Genomic DNA, 24,363 nt, shown 5'->3' with positions numbered 1-24,363 from the left:
CAGCGAATAGACTTCTTGCAAACGTCTGCTAATAAGGAGGAATTTGAAGAAAACACGGAACGCAGCACCGCAGCGTACACTTTAGTACGTGAGGATGCGAGTACCGGATTGACGTACAAATTACCGTTAGAAGCAAGTTATGTAGGAAGTCGAACAAAGCTGATTATATTCCTGAATGGCAAAACGGTCAGTCATCCCTGCTATATAATCAGCAACAACTCTAGCTTTACTATATGTTTCATTAGAGTCTATTAGCATTTTCCAATTAACCGGCAATAAATTAATATCATCCATATAAACCTTAAACAGACCTTGTACGATTTTAGTACATTTAAGGCTGATGGCCGTAATTTTATTACTTTTATAAACTCGCTTATGGAGAAACTTTTTAGTTTCCTTAATATTTTCATTAGTTTTTTCTGTAAAATCCACTATCTGATAATTCAAGTTACGTATTTTGTCTATATTAGTAATTTTTTCTTTATTTAAATTTTCTTTTGTTTGCCATAATAAATCGGTAATTAACTCATGTATTAGCTTACGTACTACCTCATAAATCAGACATGAGGAACTAATATTTTTAAATTTTGATTTGAGTTCAAAAACATGCTGATCAATATATTTAAGTTCAGCGAGACTATTAAAATCGATAATTTTAGCACCGATACTATCTTCCAAATCATGCGAAATATAGCTAATATCATCGGCAAGAGCTGCTATTTGAGCCTCTGCTGATGCATAAGTACTAAGTTCTAAATCATTTTGCTTATTATACTCTGCTATATATTCATTTATCTCACCTAGTATAGGACCGTTATGTTTTACGATTCCTTCTAAAACTTCCCATGTTAAATTTACTCCATTATAAGCCGCATATCTTTTTTCAAGTAATGTTAGTATCTTTAAAGATTGAGCATTATGAGAAAAACCGTTATACTCTTTCATACATTCATTTAAAGCTCTCTCTCCCGCATGACCGAAAGGCGTATGACCAAGATCGTGAGCAAGTGCTATTGTCTCAGCTAAATCACTTGATAAATTTAAAGTATTAGCAACCGAACGCGCAACAGTCGAAACCTCTAGAGAATGAGTTAACCTATTTCTGTAATGATCTCCCTCGTGATTAATAAAAACTTGAGTTTTATATTGCAAACGCCTAAATGCATTAGTATGTATAATGCGATCACGATCACGTTCAAACTCGTTTCTATAAGAGGTCGGGATTTCCTTATATAATCTTCCCCTACTTTTAAGAGGATCAGAAGCGTATGAAGCAAGCATCGTTATCCTTTATTTTGAAAGACGTTGTTGTGTGACTTTGGTTTTCCGGTTGTCATACCATGGCTTGACCACGATATCTAGTAATTAAAAAATACAAATACAGCAAGTTTTTAAAACTAAAAGCTCGATTTATCTCGCTTTACGCTGGATACCGTGGTCAAGCCACGGTATGACAAATTTGACAATTTCTAAACCATACAACAACGCCGACTTGAAAAATATCAAGATATACTATATAATTTATGAGACTTTTACAAGGTAATTTTAAGTGACGATAACAATTACGGATAGAGCTTTTGAACGGGTTTGCGAGTTAGTAGAGCTAGAAAAAGATAAGAATTTAGTACTGCGAGTTTCGGTTGATAGCGGCGGTTGCTCAGGACTTATGTATAATTACGAACTAGTCTCAAAAGATAATATAGAGCAAGATGATTATGTCATTACTAAACATAATGCTACAATTATTATTGATCCTATCTCTCAAAAATTTATGCTGGATTGTACTCTTGATTTTATAGAAGAGCTAGGCAGTTCATATTTCAACGTTAGTAATCCGCAAGCTAAAGCAAAATGCGGCTGCGGTAATTCTTTCTCGGTATAAATCCAAGTATTGCGAGTGGGCATTGTTATTAGAGTGCCGAGGTCATTCTCGCGAAAGCAGGAATGACCTCGTAACGTCAAACTTTAATGTTGATCATTAGGTTACATAGCTGCTCCACCTACCTCAACTTCGTCATTATCACCATAAAGAGGAGGAATTACTTCTTCATTATTGTCGTTATTATTCTCTTCCTCCTCTTCTTCTGAAGCACTATCTCCATTAATATAATAATGTTGTTCTTGGGCTTGTTGAGCTATTAAACTTTGTTTTAATGTTTCAGCTTGAGATTTTCTTAAATTTAGTCCTTGTCCTTTACATTGCTCCGTAGAGAGAATTTTAAGGCCTTGAGATTGTCTTATTAAATCATCGTATACAAAAACTCCGCAGTCCGAAGTATTTCCTTCTTCTTGTTGTTGATTTTTTAAATCTATTATTTCTGCATCAGAGCAAACCTCGGTAATAAGTTTTACTAAGTCAGGACGATCATTTAACGATCTGCCCAAAGGATCATTATAAGTAAATATTATCTTATTTGTATCATTATCTTTACTAATCATCATACTTACCCAATGCCCATGTCCTGTATTAATCGGTATAAGTACAACTTTACCTTTGTTCTTCAAATCCTCATGCACTCCCTCTCTAAGTGCGTCTCTTACTTGTTCAGGGCTTATTAAATCAACGTGGGTAACTATAGAGAATTTATTTTTGTCTATATTTGCTTCTAATATATTTTTTATATCATCTTCACTATATCAGTAATCCGATTCTTGTATATTTTCTATAGTGTGAAGCGGGGTACTTTTCGTTGGCGGCGGTTGTTGTTGATGCTTTTACTGCGGCTGAATTAAAGCTTCTTCTTATTTTTGAGGCTGCGTATCATTTTGTTTGTTTACTTCTTTTTGTTCATTAGTCAATTGCTCATTTTGATTTTGTTGTACTTTTGGCCACTCCTTGGCTTGCGGCTCCGGCAGTGGAATAAAATCATTTATTATAGTCTGTGTATCACTTAAAAAGTTTGTTCTGTCGGCCTCCTTGGCAAACATACTAAGATCCTCTATTTTGCCTTTGTCAAGCATTGCACGTATAAAAGCAGTATTTTTTGCCATATCCGTATCAAAAGCTTTTAAAGCCTTTGATACTAATTCTTGTTTTTCTTTCTCATTTTTGTCAACTCTACTTGCAGCTCTCAAATATTCAAGTCCTGCTTTTGACATTAAATTTAATTTAAACAAAAATTCTGCTACAGATATATGAAGATCTTTTTCTAAAGATATATAATGTGCTTTCGTTTCTCTTTTATTTTTTAAAATACTAAAAATTTCATGAAGAATATTACTACTCTCCTCAATATCGGCTATACTTAAACTTACTTTAAAATATTTCATTGCTTCATGAATTAACTTTATAGCACTTCCGTTTTCATTTTTACTTCTATACCATTTCCCTAGTGTTAAAAATAAGTCACCTATTTTTTTATAAATATTGCTAAAAATATACGGAATGGTATCATGACCATAGAGAAAGTTAAATCTTTATCAATTTCTAGGGCATTAATATATTCTCTTATCGCTCTAAACCAGTCTAATTCCGATTTACTATTTTCATAGATCATACCTAAATAATAATGAGCATTGGCTTTTATTTCATTTATAGATATAACAATATGCTCAGCTTGCGGTCCCGTAAGTTTATCAAGCCATTCTAATGCTTCTTTATAAGATTTTTTTTGTTCTTTATTAGATTCTACATTATCAGTTACCTGATAAGGTTTTAATTTCATATCTAATATAGCTTTATCTAATAAATTTTCTTCAATTAAGATTTTTTTGCTTCTTTAACTGCCCCCATCAGCGGTTGCAAACCTTGCGATTGCGGATAAAGTTTTTTACAAAAAGATAAAGCCTTCCATTGCTGATTTAAGAAATATACATAGTTACCTAATATTCCTTGGAAATGAATTTTATCTTTTATATCTTCTGCCTTATAAAATTTTCTTATAGTTTCTAAAAATGAACAAACCATATTTAGGTGATCATTTGGATTTTTTAGCTGATCATTAGAATATTTAATATATGTATCTTCAAGCTCTTCTATTTCTTTTAAAGCAGAAAAAAAAGTTTCTTTGGTTTTTTGTACCGGTGATTTATTTACGCGAGTTTCGTATTAAGATACCTAAATTATGGTTAATGAATATGCTATAATGCTTATCCTTTCAAGGTTTGTAAGAGGTGTGACAAGTTTTACAATTTAATAGTTATAGTCAAAAAAGACAATTTACTAAAAATTTATGCAGTTTTAAGTACATTTTATAACAAAAACAATATTACTAATATCCTCGTAACCCAGTTACTATCAGCTATTCAGTTCCTCTATTAATACGAAACTCGCGTTTATTTAATATTTTTTTGGCAAATAAGGTTGAATTAACGAAAACGGGCTTATTATGTTATGCTTATTGACTTGAAGAAAATTTATAATAATTTTACCTATAGTTAAAACATTTTCATTTACTTGATTAGATAAAACTTGCGGTAAAATTATCTTATTTGCATCTGATTTTTGAGGTTTTATATATACTTCTTTTATTGTAGCCCATTTACCTTGACTTAAGTCCTTAATATTAAGTGTATCCGAAAAGGGTCTTACACATAGGTTTATCAGTTTCTTTACATGTTCGATGATCAATGGCTCATATGAGGTTTTTTACTCAAAATATCTTGTAACTCTAATTTCAACGCAATACTTATAAGATTTTTTTGTTCCTCAGTTATAAGAGGATTTGCATCGGAACCGGAATTAAGTAGAACATCTCCTTTACCTTTGGTGGAAGAAGCAAATGCATCCAAGTTAGTGTGTTTCTGTTCATCTATTATAGTAATATTAGTGTTTTTTTCTTCTTCATTTTTACTCTGAGAAATAACCTCGATATAAGAAAAGATTTTTCCCCGCTTTACTTGTATTTCATTATTTGCGATTGTTCTGATTAATAACGAAATAGCAGATATAACAATAAAAAAATCTTTGGTCTCAAGTGTTTCTAAAAAAGATTTAGTATCACCGCTAGGTTTTTTAAATAAAATTACAGATTTTCCTAGCTCTGTAATTATAAATTTTTGTCCTTCATCTAAATTTTTACTCTTCAAAAGCTTACTGAGTTTACTTTTTTCTTCCTTAATCTTAGTATTTTTCTCTCTTTCATTTTTATAATCAGCAACAGAAATTATATAAGATACAGCATCTTCTAATTGTTCTTTAATTTCCAGAGTTAACTGACCGTTACCGTCTCTAAAAATATTAGTAAATTGTTTATATGTAGAATCAAAGACACCCTTTACACTATTATCGCTAATTATGACTGAAAATTTAACTTTTTCGGCTAATTCTAATATTTGCCAGTAAATATATGAATTAAGAATTGTTTGAATAGGATCTATGGGTTTATTATGAATCCCTGGACGTTCTATAATATTAATTCCACCTTCATCATCAGATATAAAGAAATTATTAACACGCTTATATCCATTGTCTGATTCATGATGTATTTTTTCATCATATTCCGGTTCTTTCGCATATTAAAGAGCGGTCTTCATTTTCTTCTAATTTTTGTCCGCTTAAAAAACAACTAAGAGTAGTGGTACCTACTCCGTTCATCCCTATCATCGCAATTATTTGAACTTTTGTTTTTTTTAATATGCATTTACAGAATTTTCATTTAAAATATCTACTTCGGGAATGAGCTGAAATTCTGAATTATCATTAAAATTAGGAGAGATTTTTAATTCTGCTAGCTTATATTGATTATTATGTTTTATCTCTAATAAAGTTTTTATTCCGATATTATTGCTTTATTACTCACTAAAGAAAGTTTAGTTATTGTTTTGTTAAGTCTAAACATTTCGGCTAAAATTTTTATTTGCTTATCATTTATACCGCAATTGTCCAAAAATACTCGCTCGATAGTCTTATTATTCCTTAAATAATTTGCTATATATTGTATATCTTCCGTTATAAAGAGGTAGACTAAAATCCAAGCAGCCACGTGGATAAACTCTGCAAGCCCGCTATTTGGTTTTACTAATGTTTCATTAAATATAGAACGAGTGTTATTAGAGAGCCAAGCTATAATATCTTTATATTCATACTTAGATATGAAGCTTGTGTTTGGAGTTAATATATCCTTAATATTATGTAATTTCATTAATATATTACATTCTTTAAGAACAGTTAAGTTTGGAGTGTTTTTTTGTCCCAAAATATTATTACAAATACTCCGTCAAAAAATCATTTATATTTTTTAAACCTCGTTCCTGTTTGGGACTTCCCACCAATTAAACATATATATTTACCTAAAAAACGCGAGTTTCGTATTCAAAAAGTCGCTGAATAGCTGATAGTAACTGGGTTACGGGGATCTTAATAATACTGTTTTTGTTATAAAGTGAGTACAAAATACAAATTGCTAATTAAAATATGGTATTTATAGTATTAGAAAAAAGTTTATAGGTTATTGAAAAAACTTTAAGAGCAATAACCTATGATAATGGATTTTACAGAAATATTTTGTTACGTCGATGATTTTTTTCAAGAATTAGACAAGCATACAAATTCAATTACTAACCATAACAACAAATCTGGTCCTAAAAGTCGACTGAACAGAAGTGAGGTAATAACAATTATAATAGGCTACTGGCAGTCATCTTATGATTGTTTTAAGAATTATTATCTGAAGCAAATATGAATTCATCATCAAAGAGATTTTCAATTAGTAAGCTATAGTCAATTTATAAAAATAATAGGTCCACATTTACCACTATTAGTACTAATATTCAATTCTATTTTGGATCAGTGTGACGGACTCTCTTTTGTAGATTCAAGTAGTATAGAGGTATGTAAGAGATACCGTATTTCAATGAATAAAGTGTTCGCCGGCATAGCAGCAAGCAGTAAGACAACAAAAGGTTGGTTCTATGGACTTAAACTACATCTAATAATTAATAGAGCCGGTGGTATAGTTAAAGCATCTTTTAGCCCTGGCAATAAGGATGATAGAAAACAGCTGGAACTGATAATCAAAAATCTTTTTGGTAAAGTATTCGGAGATCGTGGTTATATTTCGCAACAATTATTTCTACAACTTTTAGAGCAAGGAATTTTTATGGTAACTAGGGTAAAGAAAAATATGAAAAATAAACTTATGTCTATGTTGGATAAAATATTATTGCTTAAAAAAGCATTAATAGAATCTGTGTTTAGTAAAATTAAACTATTGGGGAAGTTTGAGCATTCAAGGCATAGATCAGTTACAAATGCCTTTGTGCATATGGTTGCAGCACTGATAAATTATCAAATGTCTGATAATAAACCTTCTATTACATCTCTCTTGATATGCTAAATCCTATGCTATATTAATTCRAAACTCGCGTTAAAATAATTTATATTACTCCAAATAAAAACATTTTAGCTTCATAAGTTGAATAAATAAATATTAACACTACTTAAAAAATTTTTTTGAATAAGTAAATTTACAGCAAGGATTTAAAGGTGAATTGTTGGAATTCTGATGATAAGAAAGTTCTATTTCTTATGTTGTAAAAAATTATCACTTCTATTTTAAAATTGAATTAATAGGGGATATTTATATATATTTTGAAAGGTAAAATTTGAGGTTATTTTTCTTTTGTAATTTTATCATATTTTTTTAGTTTGATAAGAACGGGTTCTAGATTATCCAACTTAATCATACATGGACCATCGCTTGGAGCGTTATCGGGGTCTTGATGTACTTCCATATACATACCAGCGATACCTACAGAAGTTGCTGCCTTTGCAAGTAACTCTACATATTTTCTTTCTCCGCCGGTACTACCTCCTAGCCCTCCCGGTTGCTGAACGGAATGTGTGGCATCAAAAACTACAGGTACATTTAACTCTGCCATTATTGCAAGACTACGCATATCAGATACCAAGTTATTATAGCCAAAACACGCTCCTCGCTCTGTAAATAATATATCCTTTACTCCAAAAGCTTCTAGTTTTGTTTGTACATTTTTCATATCCCACGGAGCTAGAAACTGTCCTTTTTTTACTTTTACTATTTTACCTGTTTTTGCTGCAGCTTGAAGCAAGTCGGTTTGTCTACATAAAAATGCCGGAATTTGTAAAATATCTGCTACTTCGGCTGTTTCGGTACATTGACTCTCTGAATGAACATCAGTAACAATAGGGCAATCGAATTCAGATTTTACTTTTGATAAAATTTCTAAACCTTTCTCAATACCAAGTCCTCTAATCCCATTTACGGAAGTTCTATTAGCTTTATCAAAAGAAGATTTATAAATAAACTGAATCTCAAGCTTGCTAGTTAATTTAACAAGTTTTTCTGCCATAAACAACGTATGATCTTTTCCTTCAATCTGACAAGGCCCTGCAATTAGAACAAACGGTAAATCATTTCCTATTTTGATATTGTTAAGTTTTACTACTTTTTGCATAATTCTTAGATTTAATTAATTGAGGCACGGATTAGTGTTTCTCTGTTATATCAGGTGCTGATTCATTTTCTATTAAGTCATTGTTAATTATTAGCGTATAATATTTTTCTTTTATTGTCGTTAAATCATAATTACCATGATAATAACCTTCTAGGTTAATAATTTTTTTTAAATAAAAATTTACCTGTTCTGTTTCTAACGGTTCATCTATATTTTTTATAATAGACGACTTAATATTAATTAAATACGCTTTTATTTTTTTAAATTCTTTAATAATTATAAAAATATCATGCGGTTTTGTTACCAATATTCCTACAAACAAAATTAATAATATTTGTGTTAAAGACATATTTATATTAATTTCTTATGTTTATATTTTGGATTTAAAATACTTTCCCCGTTAGTACTTAGCATATATTCATGATAATCTTGATAATTTCCTTCAAACCATGTAGCATTATTTTCTTTATCATATGATATAATATGAGTGGCTATTCTATCTAAAAACCACCTATCATGACTAATCACTAATACACAACCTGCAAAGTCTAAAATAGCATCTTCAAGTGCTCTTAACGTATTAATATCTAAATCATTAGACGGCTCATCTAATAATATAACATTTGCTCCTTCTTTTAGTAATTTTGCCAAATGTACTCTGTTACGTTCTCCACCTGAAAGTTGTCCAACTTTTTTTTGTTGATCACCGCCTCTAAAATTAAAAGCTGCACAATAAGCTCTACTTTTAATTATTCTATTACCAAGTTGTAATTCATCTAGACCTTCTGAAATTTCTTCCCATATAGTCTTATTATCATCTAAATAATCCCGTGATTGATCAACATAACCTAATTTTACCGTTTGACCAATTTTTATAGAACCACTATCTGGCATTATTCTACCTGTAATAATATTAAACAAAGTAGACTTACCTGCTCCATTCGGTCCAATAATTCCTACAATAGCTCCACGTGGAACTTTAAAACTAAAATCTGATAATAATATTTTATTATTAAATTTTTTAGCTATATGTTCTGCTTCAATAATAAGATCCCCTAAACGAGGTCCGTTAGGTATAATTATTTGAGTAGGATCAGTTTTTTGTTCTTGTTGTTTATTTAATAACTCTTGATATGCTGTAATACGTGCTTTATTTTTTGATTGTCTAGCTTTTGGAGTTTGACGAATCCATTCAAGTTCACGATTCAATTGTTTTTTTCTATCATCGTCTTCTTTACTTTCTAAAGCTAATTTTTTTTGCTTCTGCTCAAGCCAAGAACTATAATTTGATTCCCACGGTATACAATTTCCACGATCTATTTCTAATATCCATTCTGTAACATTATCTAAAAAATAACGATCATGGGTAATTACTATTACAGTACCCTCATAATGCTTTAAATAATCTTCAAGCCAAGAAACTGATTCTGCATCCAAATGATTTGTAGGTTCATCAAGTAACAACATATCAGGTTTCTCTAAAAGCAATTTACATAAAGCCACTCTTCTTTTTTCTCCACCGGAAATTTTTGTAATATCTGCTTCTTTTGGTGGGCAATGTAAAGCAAGCATTGCGATCTCTATTTCACGTTCTAGATTCCATCCATCACAATTGTCTATTTTTTCTTGCAATTCTGCTTGTTTATCAAAAAGCTTTTGCATTTCTTCATCAGTGATTTCAGCAAATTTGTTACTTATATAATTAAATTCATCAATAAGTTTTTTCTTTTCATGAAGACCTTCTATGATATTATCAAAAACATTTTTACTAGCATCAAGATACGGTTCTTGAGGTAAATATCCTACTTTTATACCAATTTTAGCTGTTGCTTTACCTTCAAACTCTTTATCAATACCTGCCATTATTTTTAATAAAGTTGATTTGCCTGCTCCATTTGGACCTATTATACCGATTTTAGCTTTTGGTAAAAATGATAAATTTGTTTCTTTTAAAATTCGTTTACCATTTATAATTTTGCTTAAACCAACCATTTCATAAACATATTGATATGACATAAATTATTTATTTCCTTATATTATTATTTTACACTGATATATATTTACTACTGTATTGTATGAATTTATTGCTCTATGCTCATATAATTCAAAATCAGACATTGTAATTTCTATCATTGTTTTTCTCGTTTAGATATTTATCTTAAGAAATAAAATGCTGTATATATACTTTAATTTTAACAGTTTTTTTAATTTAATTTTAATAATATCAAGTCTAATTCTTCTAAATCTTTATAATGAAATATTAATTTTCCACCTAATGGATAATTTTCTATTGTTATTTTTATACCAAATTTTTCTGATAAAGCTTTTACTAATAATTCTAGATCATTATCCGTAGCGTTGTCCTTTAAAAAACGCTTTCCTACTTTGTTATTATTGTTAGGGGATTTTGTATACTCATTTTTATACCATTGTCTTACTAGTTCTTCTGTTTGACGTACATTTAAATCATTATTTATAATATGATCGGCTATTACTTCTGCATGTTCGTGATTTATTAAACATCGAGCTTGCCCCATGCTTAGTATATTTTCATTTACTTTATCTTGAATAGACTGCGGCAAATTATTAAGCCTTAATAAATTAGCTATATGACTACGACTTTTACCAAGCCTTTCAGCTAATTTTTCTGCCGTATAATTAAAATTTTCTACTAAATATTTAAAGCCACGAGCTTCTTCCATAACTGTTAAATCAGCTCTTTGTATGTTCTCAATTAATGCTATTTCCATACTCTCTCTAGCATCTAAATTTTTTATAATTACTGGTATCTCTAAAACTTTTGCTAATTTACATGCACGCCAGCGTCGCTCTCCTGCTATAATTTGGAAATTATTATCAACAATAATAGGCTGTAATAAACCATTATTCAATATAGAATCTGCTAATTCTTTTATTTTATCATATTCAAAGTTTTTTCTAGGCTGATTCTCATTTGGTCTTATTTTATCAATATTTATTATTTGTATTATTTCTGATTCTATAGAAATAACTTCTTCTCCAAGTAATGAAGATAATCCTCTTCCTAGTCCTTTATTTTTCGCCATATCTTTCTAAGATTTCTTTTGTAAGTTCTATATATGCAACTGCTCCCGAACATTTATAATCATATATAATAGCCGGTTTTCCATATGAAGGAGCTTCAGATAGTTTAATATTTCTTGGAATAACGGTTTTAAATACTAATTCTCCTAAGCATTTTCTAACATCATCTTCTACTTGCTCAGTTAAACGATTACGCTTATCATACATTGTAAATAATATACCTGCAATCTTTATCTTAGGATTTAATTTTTTCTCTATAATTTCAATTGTTTTTAGCAAGTGACTTAATCCTTCTAAAGAATAAAAATCACATTGCATTGGAATCAGCACTTCATCGCTTGCAACTAAAGCGTTTACCGTTAATAAATTTAATGAAGGAGGGCAATCAATAATTATATAATCATATAATATTTTTATTTCTTCCAATAGCTTCATTAAAATATATTCTCGGTCCTTTAATTTTGTTAAATCTAATTCAGCCGCAGATAGATTAGTGTTTGAAGTAATTATTTCTAAATTTGGTATATCTGTAGAAATTATTGCATCTTTCAATTCTATTAAATTTGTTAATACTTGGTATATAGTATTTTTGCGTTGTTGCTGACTAATTCCAAAACCGGTACTACTATTCCCTTGAGGATCAAGATCTATAACTAAAATTTTTTTATTTACAGCAGCAAAAGCTGTAGCTAAATTTACAGTAGTTGTAGTTTTAGCTACCCCTCCTTTTTGATTAACAATAGCAATTATTTTCATATAATTTTTGTTAAATTATTAACTTCTAGAATTTTCCCTTCTTCACAAGTAATACTTTGATGTATTAAATAATCAAATAACCATCTTTCTTTAGCTTCTACTATTTCAGTTAAATAATTTTTTCCTTTTAATAACAAAAATTTTTCTCGTACTGAAATATTTTTTATGCAATTAAATATTGTATTTAAGTTAGAGAAAGCTCTACAAGTTAATATACTGCAATCTATTTCTACTTTTTCTATTCTTTGATTGATTATTTGTATGTTATTATTTGATATCTTTGATGCTTTTTCTAAAAATATACATTTACGTAAATCAGCTTCTATTAAACTTACTTTCGCTACCCCTGCTATAGATAATACTATACCAGGAAAACCAGAACCGCTTCCTATATCAACTAAATGTATTTCTTTATTATCAATATATTGTATTAATTGTAATGAGTCTAATATATGACGTTGCCAAAAATTATGTATACTATTCGATACAAGATTGATTGATTTATTCCATTTTTTAACTAACTTTTGAAAAATTTCTAACTTTTCAATTATTTCACGTGGAATTTCCATCACTATATTTAGTTTTTAAATAAATTATAATAGCCGTAATTGCTGCAGGTGTAATCCCTGGAATTCGACGTGCTACACCAATAGTAGCAGGTTTATGGGAAGAAAGTTTTTCCTGTATCTCTAATGATATACTTGGTATTTTAAAATAGTCAATATTTTTAGGTATTAACTGTGCCTCTTCACTTTGAAATAAATTAATATCTGCGTGTTGTCTAGTTAAATATGAAGCATATTTTGCTTCAATATAGAGTAATTGCAAAATGTTATTATTTTGCGTTTCTTTAAGCATAGGAAAAATTTTAATAGCTTGTTCAACATTAAAATTAGGTATTTTAAATAAGTCTAATACTGTTTTATATGTACCATCCTGTGCAACCTGTATACCCATTTTAGCAAGTTTACTAGTAGTTAAAGACAAGGTATTTAATAATGATTTTGTTTTTTCTATATCTTCACATTTTTTTGTGAATATTTTTTTACGTTTTTCTGATACAACTCCAATGTTCATCCCTAATTCTGTTAAACGTAAATCAGCGTTATCTGCTCTTAAAGATAATCTATATTCTGAGCGAGAAGTAAACATACGATAAGGTTCTATAGTACCAAATGTTGTTAAATCGTCAATCATTACTCCAATATAACTGTTTGCTCTTGTTAACATAAACGGTGCTTGATCTTTTACTGCTAAAGCAGCATTTATACCGGCTATTATACCTTGCCCCGCGGCTTCCTCATATCCTGTAGTACCGTTAATTTGCCCAGCAAAATACAATCCAGCTATTTTTTTTGTCTCTAGCGTAACACTTATTTCACGTGGATCAACATAATCATATTCTATAGCATAACCTGGACGTAAAACCTTTGCATTTTCTAATCCTAGTATTGTTTTGATTAATTTATATTGCACATCTTCAGGCAAAGAAGTAGAAATACCGTTTGGATAAATCGTATAATCATCTAACCCTTCAGGTTCTAAAAATATACGATGTTCTGATTTTGTACTAAATCTGACTATTTTATCTTCAATAGAAGGACAATATCGCGGTCCTATTCCTTCTATTTGCCCTGAATACATTGCGGATTTATCAAGATTCTCACGTATAATATCATGAGTTTCTGAGGTTGTTTTTGTGATAAAACAATTTATCTGAGGAACATTAACAACATTTGTTAATTCAGAAAAAGGACGAGGAATTTTATCGCCGGGTTGTAAAATTGTTTTACTATAATTAATAGTACGTCCATCAATTCGAGGCGGTGTACCTGTTTTTAAACGAGCCAGTTTAAAACCTATTTGTTTTAATGTATTTGATAATCCATACGAAGGCTCTTCATCTACTCTACCGGCAGGAATTTTTTTTTGTCCAATATGAATAAGACCTGATAGGAAAGTACCTGTAGTTAATATAATTTTTTGACAAAGAATTTTGCTACCGTTATTTAAAATAACCGCTTCAATTTTAGAAGATTTAATTTCTATATCCTCCACTTTTCCATATAATATATCTAGATTAGGATAATTTGTTAATATTTGATACATCGCTTTTTTATAAAGCTTTCGATCAGCTTGAGCTCTAGGTCCCCAAACTGCCGGTCCTCTAGTCTCATTCAGCGTTTTATAATGTATACCGGCTTGGTCTATAACATAACCCATTAACCCATCAAGTGCATCGATTTCTTTAACTAATGTGCCTTTTGCAATTCCACCGATTGCTGGATTACAAGACATTTCACCTAAATTTTCCGGTTTTAACGTAATTAAGAGAGTAGGAACTCCAAGACGTGCAGAAGTGGCGGCTGCTTCTACGCCTGCATGTCCACCGCCTATAACTATTACGTCATATTTTAGCATTAATTATTCTATAATTTCAGATTTATTAAAGAAAAATTCGATTTCTCTTTTCGCACTATTTTCACTATCTGAACCATGAATACTATTAGCCTTAATTGATTCGCCTAAATCTTTTCTAATAGTTCCTGCTTCAGCTTCAGCAGGATTAGTTGCACCCATAACGGTGCGGTTTAAAGTTATAGCATCTTCCCCCTTAAGAACTTGAAGTACTACCGCTCCTGAAGTAATATATTCAACTAAGCTATTAAAAAACGGTCTTGCTCTATGTTCATCGTAGAAACACTCAGCTTCATATTTAGTTAAAAATTTCATTTTCTGAGCTACTATCTTTAAGTCTGCATTTTCCAAATAAGTATTAACTTGTCCTATTTTATTCCTCTTGATAGCATCAGGCTTAATCATTGAAAAAGTATATTGTATTGTCATTTTGTAACCTTTATATAATTATTAAATTTATTTTTTAGCTGAACGATTCCATGTTAAAGCAAATAATACTCCTCCTAAAAGAGCAGAAATACTGAAAAATATAAATACCCCATTCCAACCGTAATTATCGCTAATCCATCCTACGCCGACTCCCGCAATAGCCGCTCCTAAATAACCAAATAACCCTGATAATCCATTAGCTGTACCGACAGCTTGACGGGTACTGAAATCAGCAGCTGCTATACCTACAAGGAGCTGAGGTCCTGAAACAAAAAAGCCTATTAAAGAAAGAATTACTATACTTAATAATTCACTTTGAATAGGAATTTTCCAAAACAAGACTAACAATAAGCTAAGCAATACCATACATATGGATGCAACAGGACCTCGACGACCTTGAAATAGTTTATCAGATAAAACACCTGCTATTAATGCCCCTGGGATACCTATCATTTCATATAAACCGATTTGTAAGCCTGCATTTGCAAGACTTATATTACGTAAATCTTTTAAAAATGTTGGAGCCCAATAAATTACTCCGGAACGTATTATATAAACAAACATGTTTGCTAAACAAACATACCATATTAGCTTATTACAAAAGACCATTTTAAGTAATTGGGGAGTTAATAGCTTCTCATAATCCCCTATAGCTTCAGGCGGATATTCTTTATATTCCTCTACGGTAGATAAACCTACTTCTTTTGGAGAATTACGAAGCCTATTATATAAAAAAAGCGATACTATACAAGCAACTACACCGGGAACGAAAAAAGTAGCTCTCCAATCAAATTTATCGATTAAATAACCGCAACTTATCATAGCAAGGGCACCACCTATTTGATTAGAAGTTGCACCCATAGCCCATTTAGTTCCAAGTTCTTTTGAAGCAAACCAGTGAGTAAGCATTTTTGTTGCAGGAGGCCAACCCATAGATTGAAACCAGTTACTGGCTATCCATAAAATTCCTATAAGCCATAAAGAATCTGAAAAACCTATTAGAATAGTAATGATCCCGACAAATAAAAGACCCAAAACCATAAATATTCGAGCATTAACTTTATCGCTAATAAACCCGTTACAAGCTTTACTGACTCCATACATAATAGATGAAGCAGTTAATATCCAACCAATTTGTGTTTTAGTAACCCCAAAATATTCTCTTATAGCAGGAGTTGCTATATTAAAATTCTGACGACAAAAATAGAAAGTCGCATAACCTATAATAATAGAATACAAAATCCTTATTCGCCAACTATTATATTTTTTTACATATGGCGATCTTGGAGTTTTAATTTTGGGTTTTGTATTTGTCATATTATAAACTCTCCGACTATAAAAAAGCAAGCTTCTAAGAAACTTGCTTTTTTATAATATTAAATTTTAACAAATTCTATTTTTCAGTTTTATTTACCAAAACTTGATACTCTTTATTTAAACCTTTAACAGCATATATCCATAATATTACTATTACAAAGAATATAGAAGCAAAATAAGGAGTTGCCTCTACAAAACCAAATGCAGGAAATAAAATAAAGAATGTAGATTGAATAATAGCACCACCTGATTTACCGAATCTTCCTCCGATAACTTCAACAGCAGCTTGTCCTTTTACTCGTAAATCCTTATCAAGCGGAATATATGCCATGTTTTTAGTGGTATCAAATAAAGAATATTTTACACCTTTACTTAAAACATTTTGAATCATACCAATCATAACAGTAAGTGCTAAAGGACCCGAAGCAAGAATGCCTGTTAAATGCATAGCAATAACACTATCAAAAAAGATAAATGCAAAAAATGCTGCACCGGTAATTAACATCATTAATGGAGTTATCATAGCTGCAGTTAGCCATGATACTTTTCTTAAAATATTACTACCTATAAGCATGAAAGCAATTGCAACCCAACCCTGATAAAATTGGAACTTACCCATATATATAGTATAAGCCTCTTTCGTCGGATATAATTCTTTTACTTTGGATTTCCAAACCCCTTCAACTAAATTTACTGAAACACCGTAAGCAATAAGTAACAATGCAATATAACCTACATACTTAGAAGTAAAGATCATTTTAAAACTGTCTATTAATGACATTTTAGCTTTAGCTTTCTTTTCTTTTACTAATGCCGGATCATAAAGTCTAGGATCGGTTAGAACGTTTTTATTCATCCATCTATATGTTAATATTACCAAAAAGCTACTTGTTATCATTATAACAAATAAAGGCACAAATTTTAGATGTTCTGCAACTATTTGAGTTTTCTCATGCAAGAAATATCCAATAATTACGGATGTTACAGGCAATGCTAAATTAGCAAGTAAACCAAACATTGAGTAAAAACGTTTAGCTTCATCGGTTTTAGTAATTTGGTTAGCAAATTGCCAAAACAATAAACTAAGCATCATTGTTCCCCAAAGCTCTGCCATAGTATAAAAAGATGCAAAACTCCATTTCCCAACTATTCTTATAAACCATTTGAAATTAGGGTAAGCTAAACTTAAAGATTCTATGGTTTCAGGATCAGGATGAACTAAATCAGGGTAGGGGTAAAGAACAAATGCAAATAATGCAAAATACCCTAAGAAAAATGAAGTAATAACATAAAACACGTTTTCTTGCTTTAAAATATCGCAGAGCTTAACATAAATTACCATAGCGATTACGGCAGAAGGTAGTACTATATATGTTTTTAAGAAACTTATTGCTTCTGCCCCTATATCCGTTACTACAAACCCGTCTTTAATTGAACGAAGCGTTGAGTAGTTTAATAAAATACAGAACATCATAAACGCCATAGGAAGAAACTTCTTATTTTCATATCTTTCTATAGGCCAAATTACCTTTCTTAGTTCCGAGAGATAATTGTCACTTTTGGGAGTACTCATAAATTAAATTTTTCTATTTATTTTGAAGATAAATATTATACTAGAATATGTTAGAAAAGTCAAACCTATTGATTTTTTCTCAAAAGAAATTAAATAAAATTATTAACTATAGGATGCGTAAAAGAAATATGACAATTTATTTACTTGATTTTAATTTCTATCTATAATTTTCTATTTATAAATTATTATAAAAAATATATGTCCAAATTAAAAACAGCTCTATTATTAACTGCTATAATTTTTATAACAGGTTATAAAAGTAATATGAAAAATGAAAACAATATTTCATTACCGCAATATGTAACTTTGAACATTCAAACCTTAAATAGTTCAAAGGATAAAACTATTAGAATAAAGGTAAAAACTTTAAACTTTCCGTTATCTTCCTTACTACATGACAATTTTTAGAGATGTAAGGACTAAAGGATTGAATTTTGCTGATAATTCATGATGATAACGGGGAAAGAACTTGGTTTACATATGAAAGATCATTCCGCCCCTCTAGTCGAATTATTACAAAAACATATTTCGCTTAATTTATCAAGAGCAAAATGTTTAGGATTATTTATCATTTCAATGCTTAACAGCAGGACAGTAAACATATCATTGTTATGCAATAGAATGCCGTCTGGGATTAAAGCAGCTTCATGGTATAGAAGGATGCAAAGATTTATCTCTGAAATCTCAATATCATGGAGAGTATTACCTGTTATGTTAGTCATGATGACTGGGTTTGAGCAGGAGCAAAAATGGTTATTGTGTTTAGATAGAACGAATTGGAAATTTGCTTACTACATGACAATTTTTCATTTTATCATCTTTGGATATTGGAATATCAAGGACAACAGCTGTATCCAACGTACTAATTGAGTAGAAATATTATACAAGATATTAACCAATGTATCTAATCCAACACGAAATATACTATTTTGCCTATAACCATGTTTTTTAATAACTATTGGTTTATCTAAAACTATAATCTCTCCAGTTTGATAAGCTAGGCAAAATGCAATAGACAATATTTGCATCAATGTATCTAATCGTAAATCATTAGTAATATGAGTTGCTTCACAGTTGAATCCTGCTGATTTAAAAGCTTTGAACATTGTTTCAATTTGCCATCTTTGAGCATATAATCTCAGCAGGATTTTTGATCTCATCACTATGTATTAAGACTGCAAGTTCACTCTTCTTATTTCTGATCCCTACTACATTAAATATTTCACCTTTTGTACCAATTCTACGTTGTGACAAACTCACATGCGATCCTATGGCTAGAGGGCGAAATAACTCTTGTATTTTAACCATTTTTCCCCTTGCATTACTGATATATTGTCTATTTTCTCTAACTCGAAAAACGTATCTTATTTGATTTGTTCTAAGCCAAGAGAGCCATTCCTTACCTATAAATTCTCTATCAGCGGTTAATGCTTCAATGCGGTTTTTGTCAAAAACTTCTAAAAAACACTCCATCAGATCAATACGCTCAATATAATCAGAGTTACCACACTTTTTATCACTTAGAAAATTCCAAAAAGGGGGATCGCTATACCATGAAAACTGACAGCTAAATATAAAATATTTATATGTCGTTTACCAAATTTCCAATTCGTTCTATCTAAACACAATACCCATTTTTGCTCCTGCTCAAACCCAGTCATCATGACTAACATAACAGGTAATACTCTCCATGATATTGAGATTTCAGAGATAAATCTTTGCATCCTTCTATACCATGAAGCTGCTTTAATCCCAGACGGCATTCTATTGCATAACAATGACATGTTTACTGTCCTGCTGTTAAGCATTGAAATGATAAATAATCCTAAACATTTTGCTCTTGATAAATTAAGTGAAATATGTTTTTGTAATAATTCGACTAGAGGGGCGGAATGATCTTTCATATGTAAACCAAGTTCTTTCCCCGTTATCATCATGAATTATCAGCAAAATTCAATCCTTTAGTCCTTACATCTCTAAAAATTGTCATGTAGTAAGAATTTGATGTTTAATTTTAAACCAATAATGTTCTATAGGATTAAGGTCAGGACTGTAAGTAGGAAGGAATAAAATACTTGCCCCTACCGATTCAATTAATTCTTTTACCTTAGAGTTTTTATGAAAATTAATATTATCCATTACTACGACTTGTCCTGCCCTTAATTCTTTAATGAGTATATCCTTGACATACGTCTCAAAAATAGCTTTATTACAATTGCCTTCAAATATTAGAGGTGCTACAATATTGCTATTAAATAGGCCAGCAATCATACTAATTCTGTGTTTGTGCTGATAAACTTTTTCACCATAACATCTTTCTCCTTTTGGGCTCCAGCCATGTTCTCGACACGCATTATCTTCTATTCCTGATTCATCCAAAAACACTAGTTTATCTTTGTCTATGGTGGTTATCTTTTCTATAAACTCATTTCTTAATTTATGATTTCTTTTGGGATGAAGAAAAGTTTTTTTATAGCTGTAACCAACTTTTCTAATCATGTTTATTATAGTTCTTGCTGACACTTTACTAGGATACAAGATGGCTAGCTCTCGACTGCTTTTATCTTTATTAGATTCCAAAAATTTTTTAAATCCTTCCATATCTGTTATTTTATGACTATGCCCTTTTTGATAGCCAGTTTTTAATTGAACATCTCCTGTTTCTTTCTTTAATTTCTTCCAATCATATATTACTTTACGGCTGATATTAAATACTTGACTTGCTTCTATTATTCTTTTCCCTGACTCAATATATTGAATCACTCCCTTTCTTAAATCATATGAATATGGACTTGGCATAACTATTTTCTAATTACTTTACCATATCCTTTTATTAATATCACTATCTTAATTGCCTATGCTATATGTCAAAATGTATAATAACATTTGCAGTACATGAAAATGAAGAGTTAAAAAAATAGCGTCCTGACCTTAAGGATACAATGCCTAAAACTATTTGGATTAACCCCTCATATAAACCGATAGGTATTGATAAACATGAAGATTACTAGGGGTGCTTTTCTGTTTAAAATGCTACAGGACCGGTAGCAAGATTCAAGAAAATTCATTATCACGCATATGATATAAATGGAAATCAAATTCAAGGTATCGCAGAAGGATTTTTAGCAAGAGTTATCCAACATGAAACCGATCATCTAAATGGAAAAGTATTTTTAGATTATGTAGCTCCCCAAAAAATAATGACTAAAGAAGAATATTTAGAAATGCGTAAAAAAGCTATGGAGCAGGAAAATATAAAATCTTAGAGTTCTCTAAATCTCAAATATCATTCTAGACGTGAGTTTCGTATTAAGATGCCTAAATTATGGTTAATGAATATGCTATAATCCTTATCCTTTCAAGGTTTGTAAGAGGTGTGACAAGTTTTACAATTTAATAGTTATAGTCAAAAAAGACAATTTACTAAAAATTTATGCAGTTTTAAGTACATTTTATAACAAAAACAGTATTATCAAGATCCCCGTAACCCAGCTACTATCAGCTATTCAGTTCCTCTATTAATACGAAACTCGCGTCATTCTAGCTAAAATTTTAGTATGTCATTCCTAACTAAAAGCGAGAATCCAGAAAAAAGCGAAATTATTTGAGTTTTTAATATGAAAAACTAAAGAACCCTCAGCTATAAGCTGAGGGGTTATAAAGTGGAATCGATTAGAAATCGATCATCATTCACAGGTTCACCTTCCTGTTCATCAATATAGTGCTGTATCATTTCATCAGTTATATTACCTGAACTGACCGCCATATAGCCCCTAGCCCACAAATGATTGCCCCAAAATTGTTTTCTTAAATGAGCAAATTCTTGCAATAAAATTCTTGAGCTACTACCTTTTAAATACTGTACTAACTTGCTAAGAGATATTTGTGATTTATATGAGATAAACATATGCACGTGATCACATGATATTTTCCCTGAAATTATATATACTTCATGTTCCATACAAATCTGCCTTAGTAAATCTCTAGCCCTTTCCGCTACTTTGCCTATCAATACTCTCTTCCTATATTTTGGTATCCATATAAGATGTACTTTTAAATCATACTGACTATGACTATTCTTTCTATAACTTCTCATGTTTCTTGATATAAATTCATTGCTAAAGCAATTTCATTATATCTTCCCTTCGCCTGAAGGCGAGGGATTTCTTATCCCCGAAGGGGGACATTAAAAAATTTTGTATCTTTTAGTTACTGGATTCCTGCCTTCGCAGGAATGACATCGTTCCATGCTAAGGCAGCGTAAATTTATTCTATATTATTTGGTATAATAACTATTGCATCAGATACAGGGCATATTGGATGTTCGCCTAAAGCTTCATCTTCATCACCTGTAACATTATTTATAATTTTTTCGTCCATAAATAGCGTGGAAGAGCCGCCGCCATCTAAATTGATTGCTGATTCACATCCAAGGCTTAACACATAATCTGCAAGTTCTGTTTTAGTTAGCCCTATCACAGTATCAAATTTTTAACGCTTCGGGAATTGTTAATTTTTCAAAAGTTATACCTTTTTCTTTTCGTAGAATTGATCTAACTTGTTCAAGCTTAATGTCTTTTATATGCTGCTTATATATCTGTTCTACTACAACTATCACTATAGTACCGTCATTACGCACCCTTAGAGCGATACGAGCATGAGCCGAATCATTTTGCTTTGGATTATCTATAACATTTTTATCGTTTTGAACCAACAACGGAATACCGGTTACTACTGAAGCGGTTTTGCTTAAATTTATAGGCTTACCGTCTTTATCGATAAATTCTAAATTTAGCTTTACGGAATCATTTATATTTACTACCGGTAAACTTATTTCTTGTGGAAAGGACAATATAAAGCCTTTTTGCAGGATTTGATTATCACCATGCTTGCTTATTTCCGTAACAATAAAATTCCGGTCAATCAAAATTTCTTTGTTAGTATACGGCGTTAATGTGGAGGACGCCCAAACATCATTATAGAAAGTAATATCTTTTGGATTTGAAAAATAATTCACTTGATTTGGAATAATCGATTTATCACCTATTTCTAATGAAATTTTTACTGATGCTTTGGTAATTTGGATATTATTTTGATCTATAATTAACAAGCTTTGTAGTTGTTCTAAGACTAAATAGCTTGCCGTTAATCATTAAAGTAAGGCTTGGTCTGCCGTCATCGCTACCGGCGATTTCAAAAAATCCGCCATTAATAGCAGCAACTGCATTAGTGCGGTGTGCTATAGCATCTACTGTTTCTCTGCCTATAACCTGATTATGTACTTTAACTAGTTTTAGCCCAAAATTCTTAGGATCGATAGTTAACACATGAATAACATGCTTATCTTTTTCATAACGATTATAGGTTAAGCCTTTATATTCCTTAGCGTATATTTTAAAACTGATTATTAAAGTGAGAAATAAATAAACTAATCTGATCATATTGTTTTACTTTTTTTACAATAAAATTTAACCATAATGCTTCTTTACTTGGAGAGAATCTCTTACTCTTTTCCGTCCATATTTTAACTACCTCAAAAGCCCGTTAAAATAAGGTTTTATTGTATCTTAATTCATATTGTAAAAATCGCGATCATCACGTTGTATAATATCTGAACCGTATCCGTAAGAAGCATAAAAAATCCCTTCCGGCTTTAATGCAGCATGAACTTTTTTATAAACATTGATTGTTTCATTATAAGGTACATGAAGGAGAGTTGCTTGAGCCCAAACTCCATCAAACGACTTCTTAAAATTGATATCTTGAAAAGTTGAGTGCAGTACATCTATTCCGGTTTCTTTTGTGGCTAATTTGACCATTTCGGTTAAGCCTTCAAAAGCGATAACTTGATATCCTTGACTTAAAAAATATTTTGTATCACGGCCAACTTCGCAACCTGCATCTAAAATATGAGCTTTTTCAGGTAAATAGCTAGTAAATGCTTTATAGTTATCAGATAAATCCGCATTGATTGTTCTGTTATAAAACTCTTGAGCATTATTATTATAATATTGTATATTTTTCATAATTTTATTTTATTCCCAACTACTAGGTTCTGTGAAGGAAAATTAAATTATTTATATTTTCAGATATTTTTTAGCGAAAATTAATAAGATTTTTGCAGTAATAGTTGTTCCTATTTTAAAAAAATCTTATGATTTACAGCAAAAAATAGCAAAAATAGATTAATTTAATTCTCCTTCACAGAACCTAGTATATTTATACTCACCAAACAATAAAATACAAATAGAAAATACATATAATTTCTATTATAGATTAGACTTCTTTTCGAACTCGCTTATAGGGAGGAATTTGGAGGGAACACTTCACCTCGCACCGCAGCGTACAAAAAAGTACGTGAGGATGAGAGTACCGGATTGACGTACAAATTACCCCTAGAAGTAGAGTTCGAAAAGAAGTCTATTGACTAT

Annotated in this window: 29 protein-coding genes and 4 pseudogenes; 7 read left to right on the top strand and 26 right to left on the bottom strand. The window is 30.6% G+C overall.

Annotated features, from left to right (window positions below; translation table 11 throughout):
* Positions 1–192: pseudogene (locus REIS_RS16855) on the top strand (palindromic element RPE1 domain-containing protein); the annotation flags it as partial.
* On the opposite strand, the gene REIS_RS01775 reads toward REIS_RS16855, so the two are convergent.
* On the bottom strand, positions 127–1,281 hold the full coding sequence (locus REIS_RS01775; protein WP_008579536.1) for a deoxyguanosinetriphosphate triphosphohydrolase: 1,155 nt from the start codon (positions 1,279–1,281) through the stop codon (positions 127–129). The pseudogene REIS_RS16855 and the gene REIS_RS01775 overlap by 66 nt on opposite strands.
* A 268-nt stretch (positions 1,282–1,549) precedes the next feature.
* On the opposite strand from REIS_RS01775, the gene REIS_RS01770 reads away from it, so the two are divergent.
* A complete protein-coding gene (locus tag REIS_RS01770; RefSeq protein ID WP_008579535.1) occupies positions 1,550–1,882 on the top strand; it encodes an iron-sulfur cluster assembly accessory protein in 333 nt (110 codons plus the stop codon).
* 101 nt (positions 1,883–1,983) lie between these two features.
* Here the strand turns inward: REIS_RS01770 and REIS_RS01765 are convergent, their stop codons facing one another.
* From REIS_RS01765 to REIS_RS14820, 6 genes are all read right to left on the bottom strand, one after another.
* A complete protein-coding gene (locus REIS_RS01765) occupies positions 1,984–2,556 on the bottom strand; it encodes a Ulp1 family isopeptidase (protein WP_152540734.1) in 573 nt (190 codons plus the stop codon).
* Positions 2,557–2,742: 186 nt separating this feature from the next.
* Positions 2,743–3,270, bottom strand: a complete 528-nt coding sequence (locus tag REIS_RS14830; RefSeq protein ID WP_008579533.1) for a hypothetical protein — start codon at positions 3,268–3,270, stop codon at positions 2,743–2,745.
* A gap of 80 nt (positions 3,271–3,350) precedes the next feature.
* Positions 3,351–3,665 (bottom strand): hypothetical protein, encoded by a 315-nt coding sequence (locus tag REIS_RS14825; RefSeq protein WP_008579532.1) that lies wholly within the window; start codon positions 3,663–3,665, stop codon positions 3,351–3,353.
* 35 nt (positions 3,666–3,700) lie between these two features.
* On the bottom strand, positions 3,701–3,907 hold the full coding sequence (locus tag REIS_RS01750) for a hypothetical protein (RefSeq protein ID WP_008579531.1): 207 nt from the start codon (positions 3,905–3,907) through the stop codon (positions 3,701–3,703).
* 659 nt (positions 3,908–4,566) lie between these two features.
* Positions 4,567–5,028: a hypothetical protein gene (locus tag REIS_RS01740; protein ID WP_008579527.1), complete on the bottom strand. Its 462-nt coding sequence runs from the start codon at positions 5,026–5,028 to the stop codon at positions 4,567–4,569.
* Positions 5,029–5,711: 683 nt separating this feature from the next.
* A complete protein-coding gene (locus REIS_RS14820; protein WP_008579525.1) occupies positions 5,712–6,083 on the bottom strand; it encodes a hypothetical protein in 372 nt (123 codons plus the stop codon).
* Between the two features lie 540 nt (positions 6,084–6,623).
* On the opposite strand from REIS_RS14820, the gene REIS_RS10840 reads away from it, so the two are divergent.
* Positions 6,624–7,277: an IS982 family transposase gene (locus REIS_RS10840; protein ID WP_083787731.1), complete on the top strand. Its 654-nt coding sequence runs from the start codon at positions 6,624–6,626 to the stop codon at positions 7,275–7,277.
* Between the two features lie 274 nt (positions 7,278–7,551).
* Here REIS_RS10840 and kdsA read toward each other — a convergent pair whose 3' ends face one another.
* The 10 genes from kdsA to tlc1 all read right to left on the bottom strand — a co-directional run bounded on the left by kdsA (position 7,552) and on the right by tlc1 (position 17,932).
* Positions 7,552–8,376: a 3-deoxy-8-phosphooctulonate synthase gene (kdsA, locus tag REIS_RS01725; protein WP_008579524.1), complete on the bottom strand. Its 825-nt coding sequence runs from the start codon at positions 8,374–8,376 to the stop codon at positions 7,552–7,554.
* 31 nt (positions 8,377–8,407) lie between these two features.
* Entirely contained in the window at positions 8,408–8,725 is a 318-nt protein-coding gene (locus REIS_RS01720) for a DUF2672 domain-containing protein (RefSeq protein ID WP_008579523.1), read from the bottom strand.
* A gap of 2 nt (positions 8,726–8,727) precedes the next feature.
* On the bottom strand, positions 8,728–10,392 hold the full coding sequence (gene ettA, locus REIS_RS01715) for an energy-dependent translational throttle protein EttA (RefSeq protein WP_008579522.1): 1,665 nt from the start codon (positions 10,390–10,392) through the stop codon (positions 8,728–8,730).
* Positions 10,393–10,580: 188 nt separating this feature from the next.
* Positions 10,581–11,441: a ParB/RepB/Spo0J family partition protein gene (locus REIS_RS01710; RefSeq protein WP_008579521.1), complete on the bottom strand. Its 861-nt coding sequence runs from the start codon at positions 11,439–11,441 to the stop codon at positions 10,581–10,583.
* The gene (locus REIS_RS01705) at positions 11,428–12,195 is read right to left on the bottom strand and encodes a ParA family protein (protein ID WP_008579519.1); all 768 of its coding nucleotides are present in this window, start codon (positions 12,193–12,195) and stop codon (positions 11,428–11,430) included. Before REIS_RS01705 ends, REIS_RS01710 begins: the two co-directional genes overlap by 14 nt.
* Positions 12,192–12,764: a 16S rRNA (guanine(527)-N(7))-methyltransferase RsmG gene (gene rsmG / locus REIS_RS01700; protein WP_008579518.1), complete on the bottom strand. Its 573-nt coding sequence runs from the start codon at positions 12,762–12,764 to the stop codon at positions 12,192–12,194. The genes REIS_RS01705 and rsmG overlap by 4 nt, the downstream gene beginning before the upstream one ends.
* Positions 12,748–14,616, bottom strand: a complete 1,869-nt coding sequence (gene mnmG, locus REIS_RS01695; RefSeq protein ID WP_008579517.1) for a tRNA uridine-5-carboxymethylaminomethyl(34) synthesis enzyme MnmG — start codon at positions 14,614–14,616, stop codon at positions 12,748–12,750. The genes rsmG and mnmG overlap by 17 nt, the downstream gene beginning before the upstream one ends.
* Before the next feature lie 3 nt (positions 14,617–14,619).
* Positions 14,620–15,042: a nucleoside-diphosphate kinase gene (gene ndk, locus REIS_RS01690; RefSeq protein WP_008579516.1), complete on the bottom strand. Its 423-nt coding sequence runs from the start codon at positions 15,040–15,042 to the stop codon at positions 14,620–14,622.
* 27 nt (positions 15,043–15,069) lie between these two features.
* Entirely contained in the window at positions 15,070–16,359 is a 1,290-nt protein-coding gene (locus REIS_RS01685) for an MFS transporter (RefSeq protein ID WP_008579515.1), read from the bottom strand.
* A gap of 76 nt (positions 16,360–16,435) precedes the next feature.
* A complete protein-coding gene (gene tlc1 / locus REIS_RS01680) occupies positions 16,436–17,932 on the bottom strand; it encodes an ATP/ADP exchange transporter Tlc1 (RefSeq protein WP_008579514.1) in 1,497 nt (498 codons plus the stop codon).
* Positions 17,933–18,130: 198 nt separating this feature from the next.
* Between tlc1 and REIS_RS13970 the strand changes: the two are divergent.
* Together REIS_RS13970 and REIS_RS12005 are read left to right on the top strand one after the other, a co-directional pair.
* Positions 18,131–18,319, top strand: a pseudogene (locus REIS_RS13970) (peptide deformylase); the annotation flags it as partial.
* Between the two features lie 60 nt (positions 18,320–18,379).
* Positions 18,380–18,802: a hypothetical protein gene (locus REIS_RS12005; protein ID WP_008579511.1), complete on the top strand. Its 423-nt coding sequence runs from the start codon at positions 18,380–18,382 to the stop codon at positions 18,800–18,802.
* On the opposite strand, the gene REIS_RS16340 is transcribed toward REIS_RS12005, so the two are convergent.
* The 4 genes from REIS_RS16340 to REIS_RS12000 are packed head-to-tail and all read right to left on the bottom strand — an operon-like array spanning position 18,739 to position 20,731.
* The gene (locus tag REIS_RS16340) at positions 18,739–19,038 is read right to left on the bottom strand and encodes a hypothetical protein (protein WP_008579488.1); all 300 of its coding nucleotides are present in this window, start codon (positions 19,036–19,038) and stop codon (positions 18,739–18,741) included. The two genes, REIS_RS12005 and REIS_RS16340, sit on opposite strands and share 64 nt — an antisense overlap.
* 4 nt (positions 19,039–19,042) lie before the next feature.
* Positions 19,043–19,405: a transposase gene (locus REIS_RS16335; protein ID WP_008579487.1), complete on the bottom strand. Its 363-nt coding sequence runs from the start codon at positions 19,403–19,405 to the stop codon at positions 19,043–19,045.
* A gap of 47 nt (positions 19,406–19,452) precedes the next feature.
* Complete coding sequence (locus REIS_RS01665) at positions 19,453–19,869, bottom strand: hypothetical protein (RefSeq protein WP_008579269.1); 417 nt, start codon at positions 19,867–19,869, stop codon at positions 19,453–19,455.
* Between the two features lie 49 nt (positions 19,870–19,918).
* On the bottom strand, positions 19,919–20,731 hold the full coding sequence (locus tag REIS_RS12000) for an IS630 family transposase (protein WP_008579510.1): 813 nt from the start codon (positions 20,729–20,731) through the stop codon (positions 19,919–19,921).
* Positions 20,732–20,796: 65 nt separating this feature from the next.
* Here REIS_RS12000 and REIS_RS11995 point away from each other — a divergent pair.
* Positions 20,797–21,198: pseudogene (locus REIS_RS11995) on the top strand (peptide deformylase); the annotation flags it as partial.
* Between the two features lie 389 nt (positions 21,199–21,587).
* On the opposite strand, the gene tnpA reads toward REIS_RS11995, so the two are convergent.
* From tnpA to REIS_RS11990, 5 genes are all read right to left on the bottom strand, one after another.
* Positions 21,588–22,028: an IS200/IS605 family transposase gene (gene tnpA, locus REIS_RS01655; RefSeq protein WP_008579210.1), complete on the bottom strand. Its 441-nt coding sequence runs from the start codon at positions 22,026–22,028 to the stop codon at positions 21,588–21,590.
* 170 nt (positions 22,029–22,198) lie between these two features.
* Complete coding sequence (locus tag REIS_RS15365) at positions 22,199–22,411, bottom strand: phosphodiester glycosidase family protein (protein ID WP_008579509.1); 213 nt, start codon at positions 22,409–22,411, stop codon at positions 22,199–22,201.
* 4 nt (positions 22,412–22,415) lie between these two features.
* Positions 22,416–23,042, bottom strand: a complete 627-nt coding sequence (locus REIS_RS15360; RefSeq protein WP_233466321.1) for a phosphodiester glycosidase family protein — start codon at positions 23,040–23,042, stop codon at positions 22,416–22,418.
* Positions 23,020–23,373, bottom strand: coding sequence for a hypothetical protein (locus tag REIS_RS15355; protein WP_241760910.1), 354 nt, complete (start codon positions 23,371–23,373; stop codon positions 23,020–23,022). Before REIS_RS15355 ends, REIS_RS15360 begins: the two co-directional genes overlap by 23 nt.
* Before the next feature lie 126 nt (positions 23,374–23,499).
* A complete protein-coding gene (locus REIS_RS11990; RefSeq protein ID WP_008579508.1) occupies positions 23,500–23,958 on the bottom strand; it encodes a class I SAM-dependent methyltransferase in 459 nt (152 codons plus the stop codon).
* Positions 23,959–24,210: 252 nt separating this feature from the next.
* Between REIS_RS11990 and REIS_RS13955 the strand changes: the two are divergent.
* Positions 24,211–24,360, top strand: a pseudogene (locus REIS_RS13955) (palindromic element RPE1 domain-containing protein); the annotation flags it as partial.
* Positions 24,361–24,363 lie beyond the last annotated feature (3 nt).

It is taken from the genome of Rickettsia endosymbiont of Ixodes scapularis, from assembly GCF_000160735.1.
GTDB lineage: Bacteria > Pseudomonadota > Alphaproteobacteria > Rickettsiales > Rickettsiaceae > Rickettsia > Rickettsia tamurae.
Note: the sequence above shows the minus strand (reverse complement) of the source record. Positions and strands in the feature narration are given on the sequence as shown.

Coding starts and splice junctions, on each gene's coding strand:
- REIS_RS01685 (WP_008579515.1), bottom strand. CDS start 16,359: ATGACAAATACAAAACCCAAAATTAAAACTCCAAGATCGCCATATGTA.
- ndk (WP_008579516.1), bottom strand. CDS start 15,042: ATGACAATACAATATACTTTTTCAATGATTAAGCCTGATGCTATCAAG.
- REIS_RS01705 (WP_008579519.1), bottom strand. CDS start 12,195: ATGAAAATAATTGCTATTGTTAATCAAAAAGGAGGGGTAGCTAAAACT.
- REIS_RS01710 (WP_008579521.1), bottom strand. CDS start 11,441: ATGGCGAAAAATAAAGGACTAGGAAGAGGATTATCTTCATTACTTGGA.
- REIS_RS12000 (WP_008579510.1), bottom strand. CDS start 20,731: ATGCCAAGTCCATATTCATATGATTTAAGAAAGGGAGTGATTCAATAT.
- REIS_RS11990 (WP_008579508.1), bottom strand. CDS start 23,958: ATGAAAAATATACAATATTATAATAATAATGCTCAAGAGTTTTATAAC.
- REIS_RS01750 (WP_008579531.1), bottom strand. CDS start 3,907: ATGGTTTGTTCATTTTTAGAAACTATAAGAAAATTTTATAAGGCAGAA.
- tlc1 (WP_008579514.1), bottom strand. CDS start 17,932: ATGAGTACTCCCAAAAGTGACAATTATCTCTCGGAACTAAGAAAGGTA.
- kdsA (WP_008579524.1), bottom strand. CDS start 8,376: ATGCAAAAAGTAGTAAAACTTAACAATATCAAAATAGGAAATGATTTA.
- REIS_RS16340 (WP_008579488.1), bottom strand. CDS start 19,038: ATGTTCAAAGCTTTTAAATCAGCAGGATTCAACTGTGAAGCAACTCAT.
- REIS_RS16335 (WP_008579487.1), bottom strand. CDS start 19,405: ATGGAGTGTTTTTTAGAAGTTTTTGACAAAAACCGCATTGAAGCATTA.
- REIS_RS14830 (WP_008579533.1), bottom strand. CDS start 3,270: ATGAAATATTTTAAAGTAAGTTTAAGTATAGCCGATATTGAGGAGAGT.
- REIS_RS01775 (WP_008579536.1), bottom strand. CDS start 1,281: ATGCTTGCTTCATACGCTTCTGATCCTCTTAAAAGTAGGGGAAGATTA.
- tnpA (WP_008579210.1), bottom strand. CDS start 22,028: ATGAGAAGTTATAGAAAGAATAGTCATAGTCAGTATGATTTAAAAGTA.
- REIS_RS15355 (WP_241760910.1), bottom strand. CDS start 23,373: ATGATCAGATTAGTTTATTTATTTCTCACTTTAATAATCAGTTTTAAA.
- REIS_RS01665 (WP_008579269.1), bottom strand. CDS start 19,869: ATGATGATAACGGGGAAAGAACTTGGTTTACATATGAAAGATCATTCC.
- REIS_RS14825 (WP_008579532.1), bottom strand. CDS start 3,665: ATGAAATTAAAACCTTATCAGGTAACTGATAATGTAGAATCTAATAAA.
- ettA (WP_008579522.1), bottom strand. CDS start 10,392: ATGTCATATCAATATGTTTATGAAATGGTTGGTTTAAGCAAAATTATA.
- rsmG (WP_008579518.1), bottom strand. CDS start 12,764: ATGGAAATTCCACGTGAAATAATTGAAAAGTTAGAAATTTTTCAAAAG.
- REIS_RS14820 (WP_008579525.1), bottom strand. CDS start 6,083: ATGAAATTACATAATATTAAGGATATATTAACTCCAAACACAAGCTTC.
- REIS_RS12005 (WP_008579511.1), top strand. CDS start 18,380: ATGATGATAACGGGGAAAGAACTTGGTTTACATATGAAAGATCATTCC.
- mnmG (WP_008579517.1), bottom strand. CDS start 14,616: ATGCTAAAATATGACGTAATAGTTATAGGCGGTGGACATGCAGGCGTA.
- REIS_RS01720 (WP_008579523.1), bottom strand. CDS start 8,725: ATGTCTTTAACACAAATATTATTAATTTTGTTTGTAGGAATATTGGTA.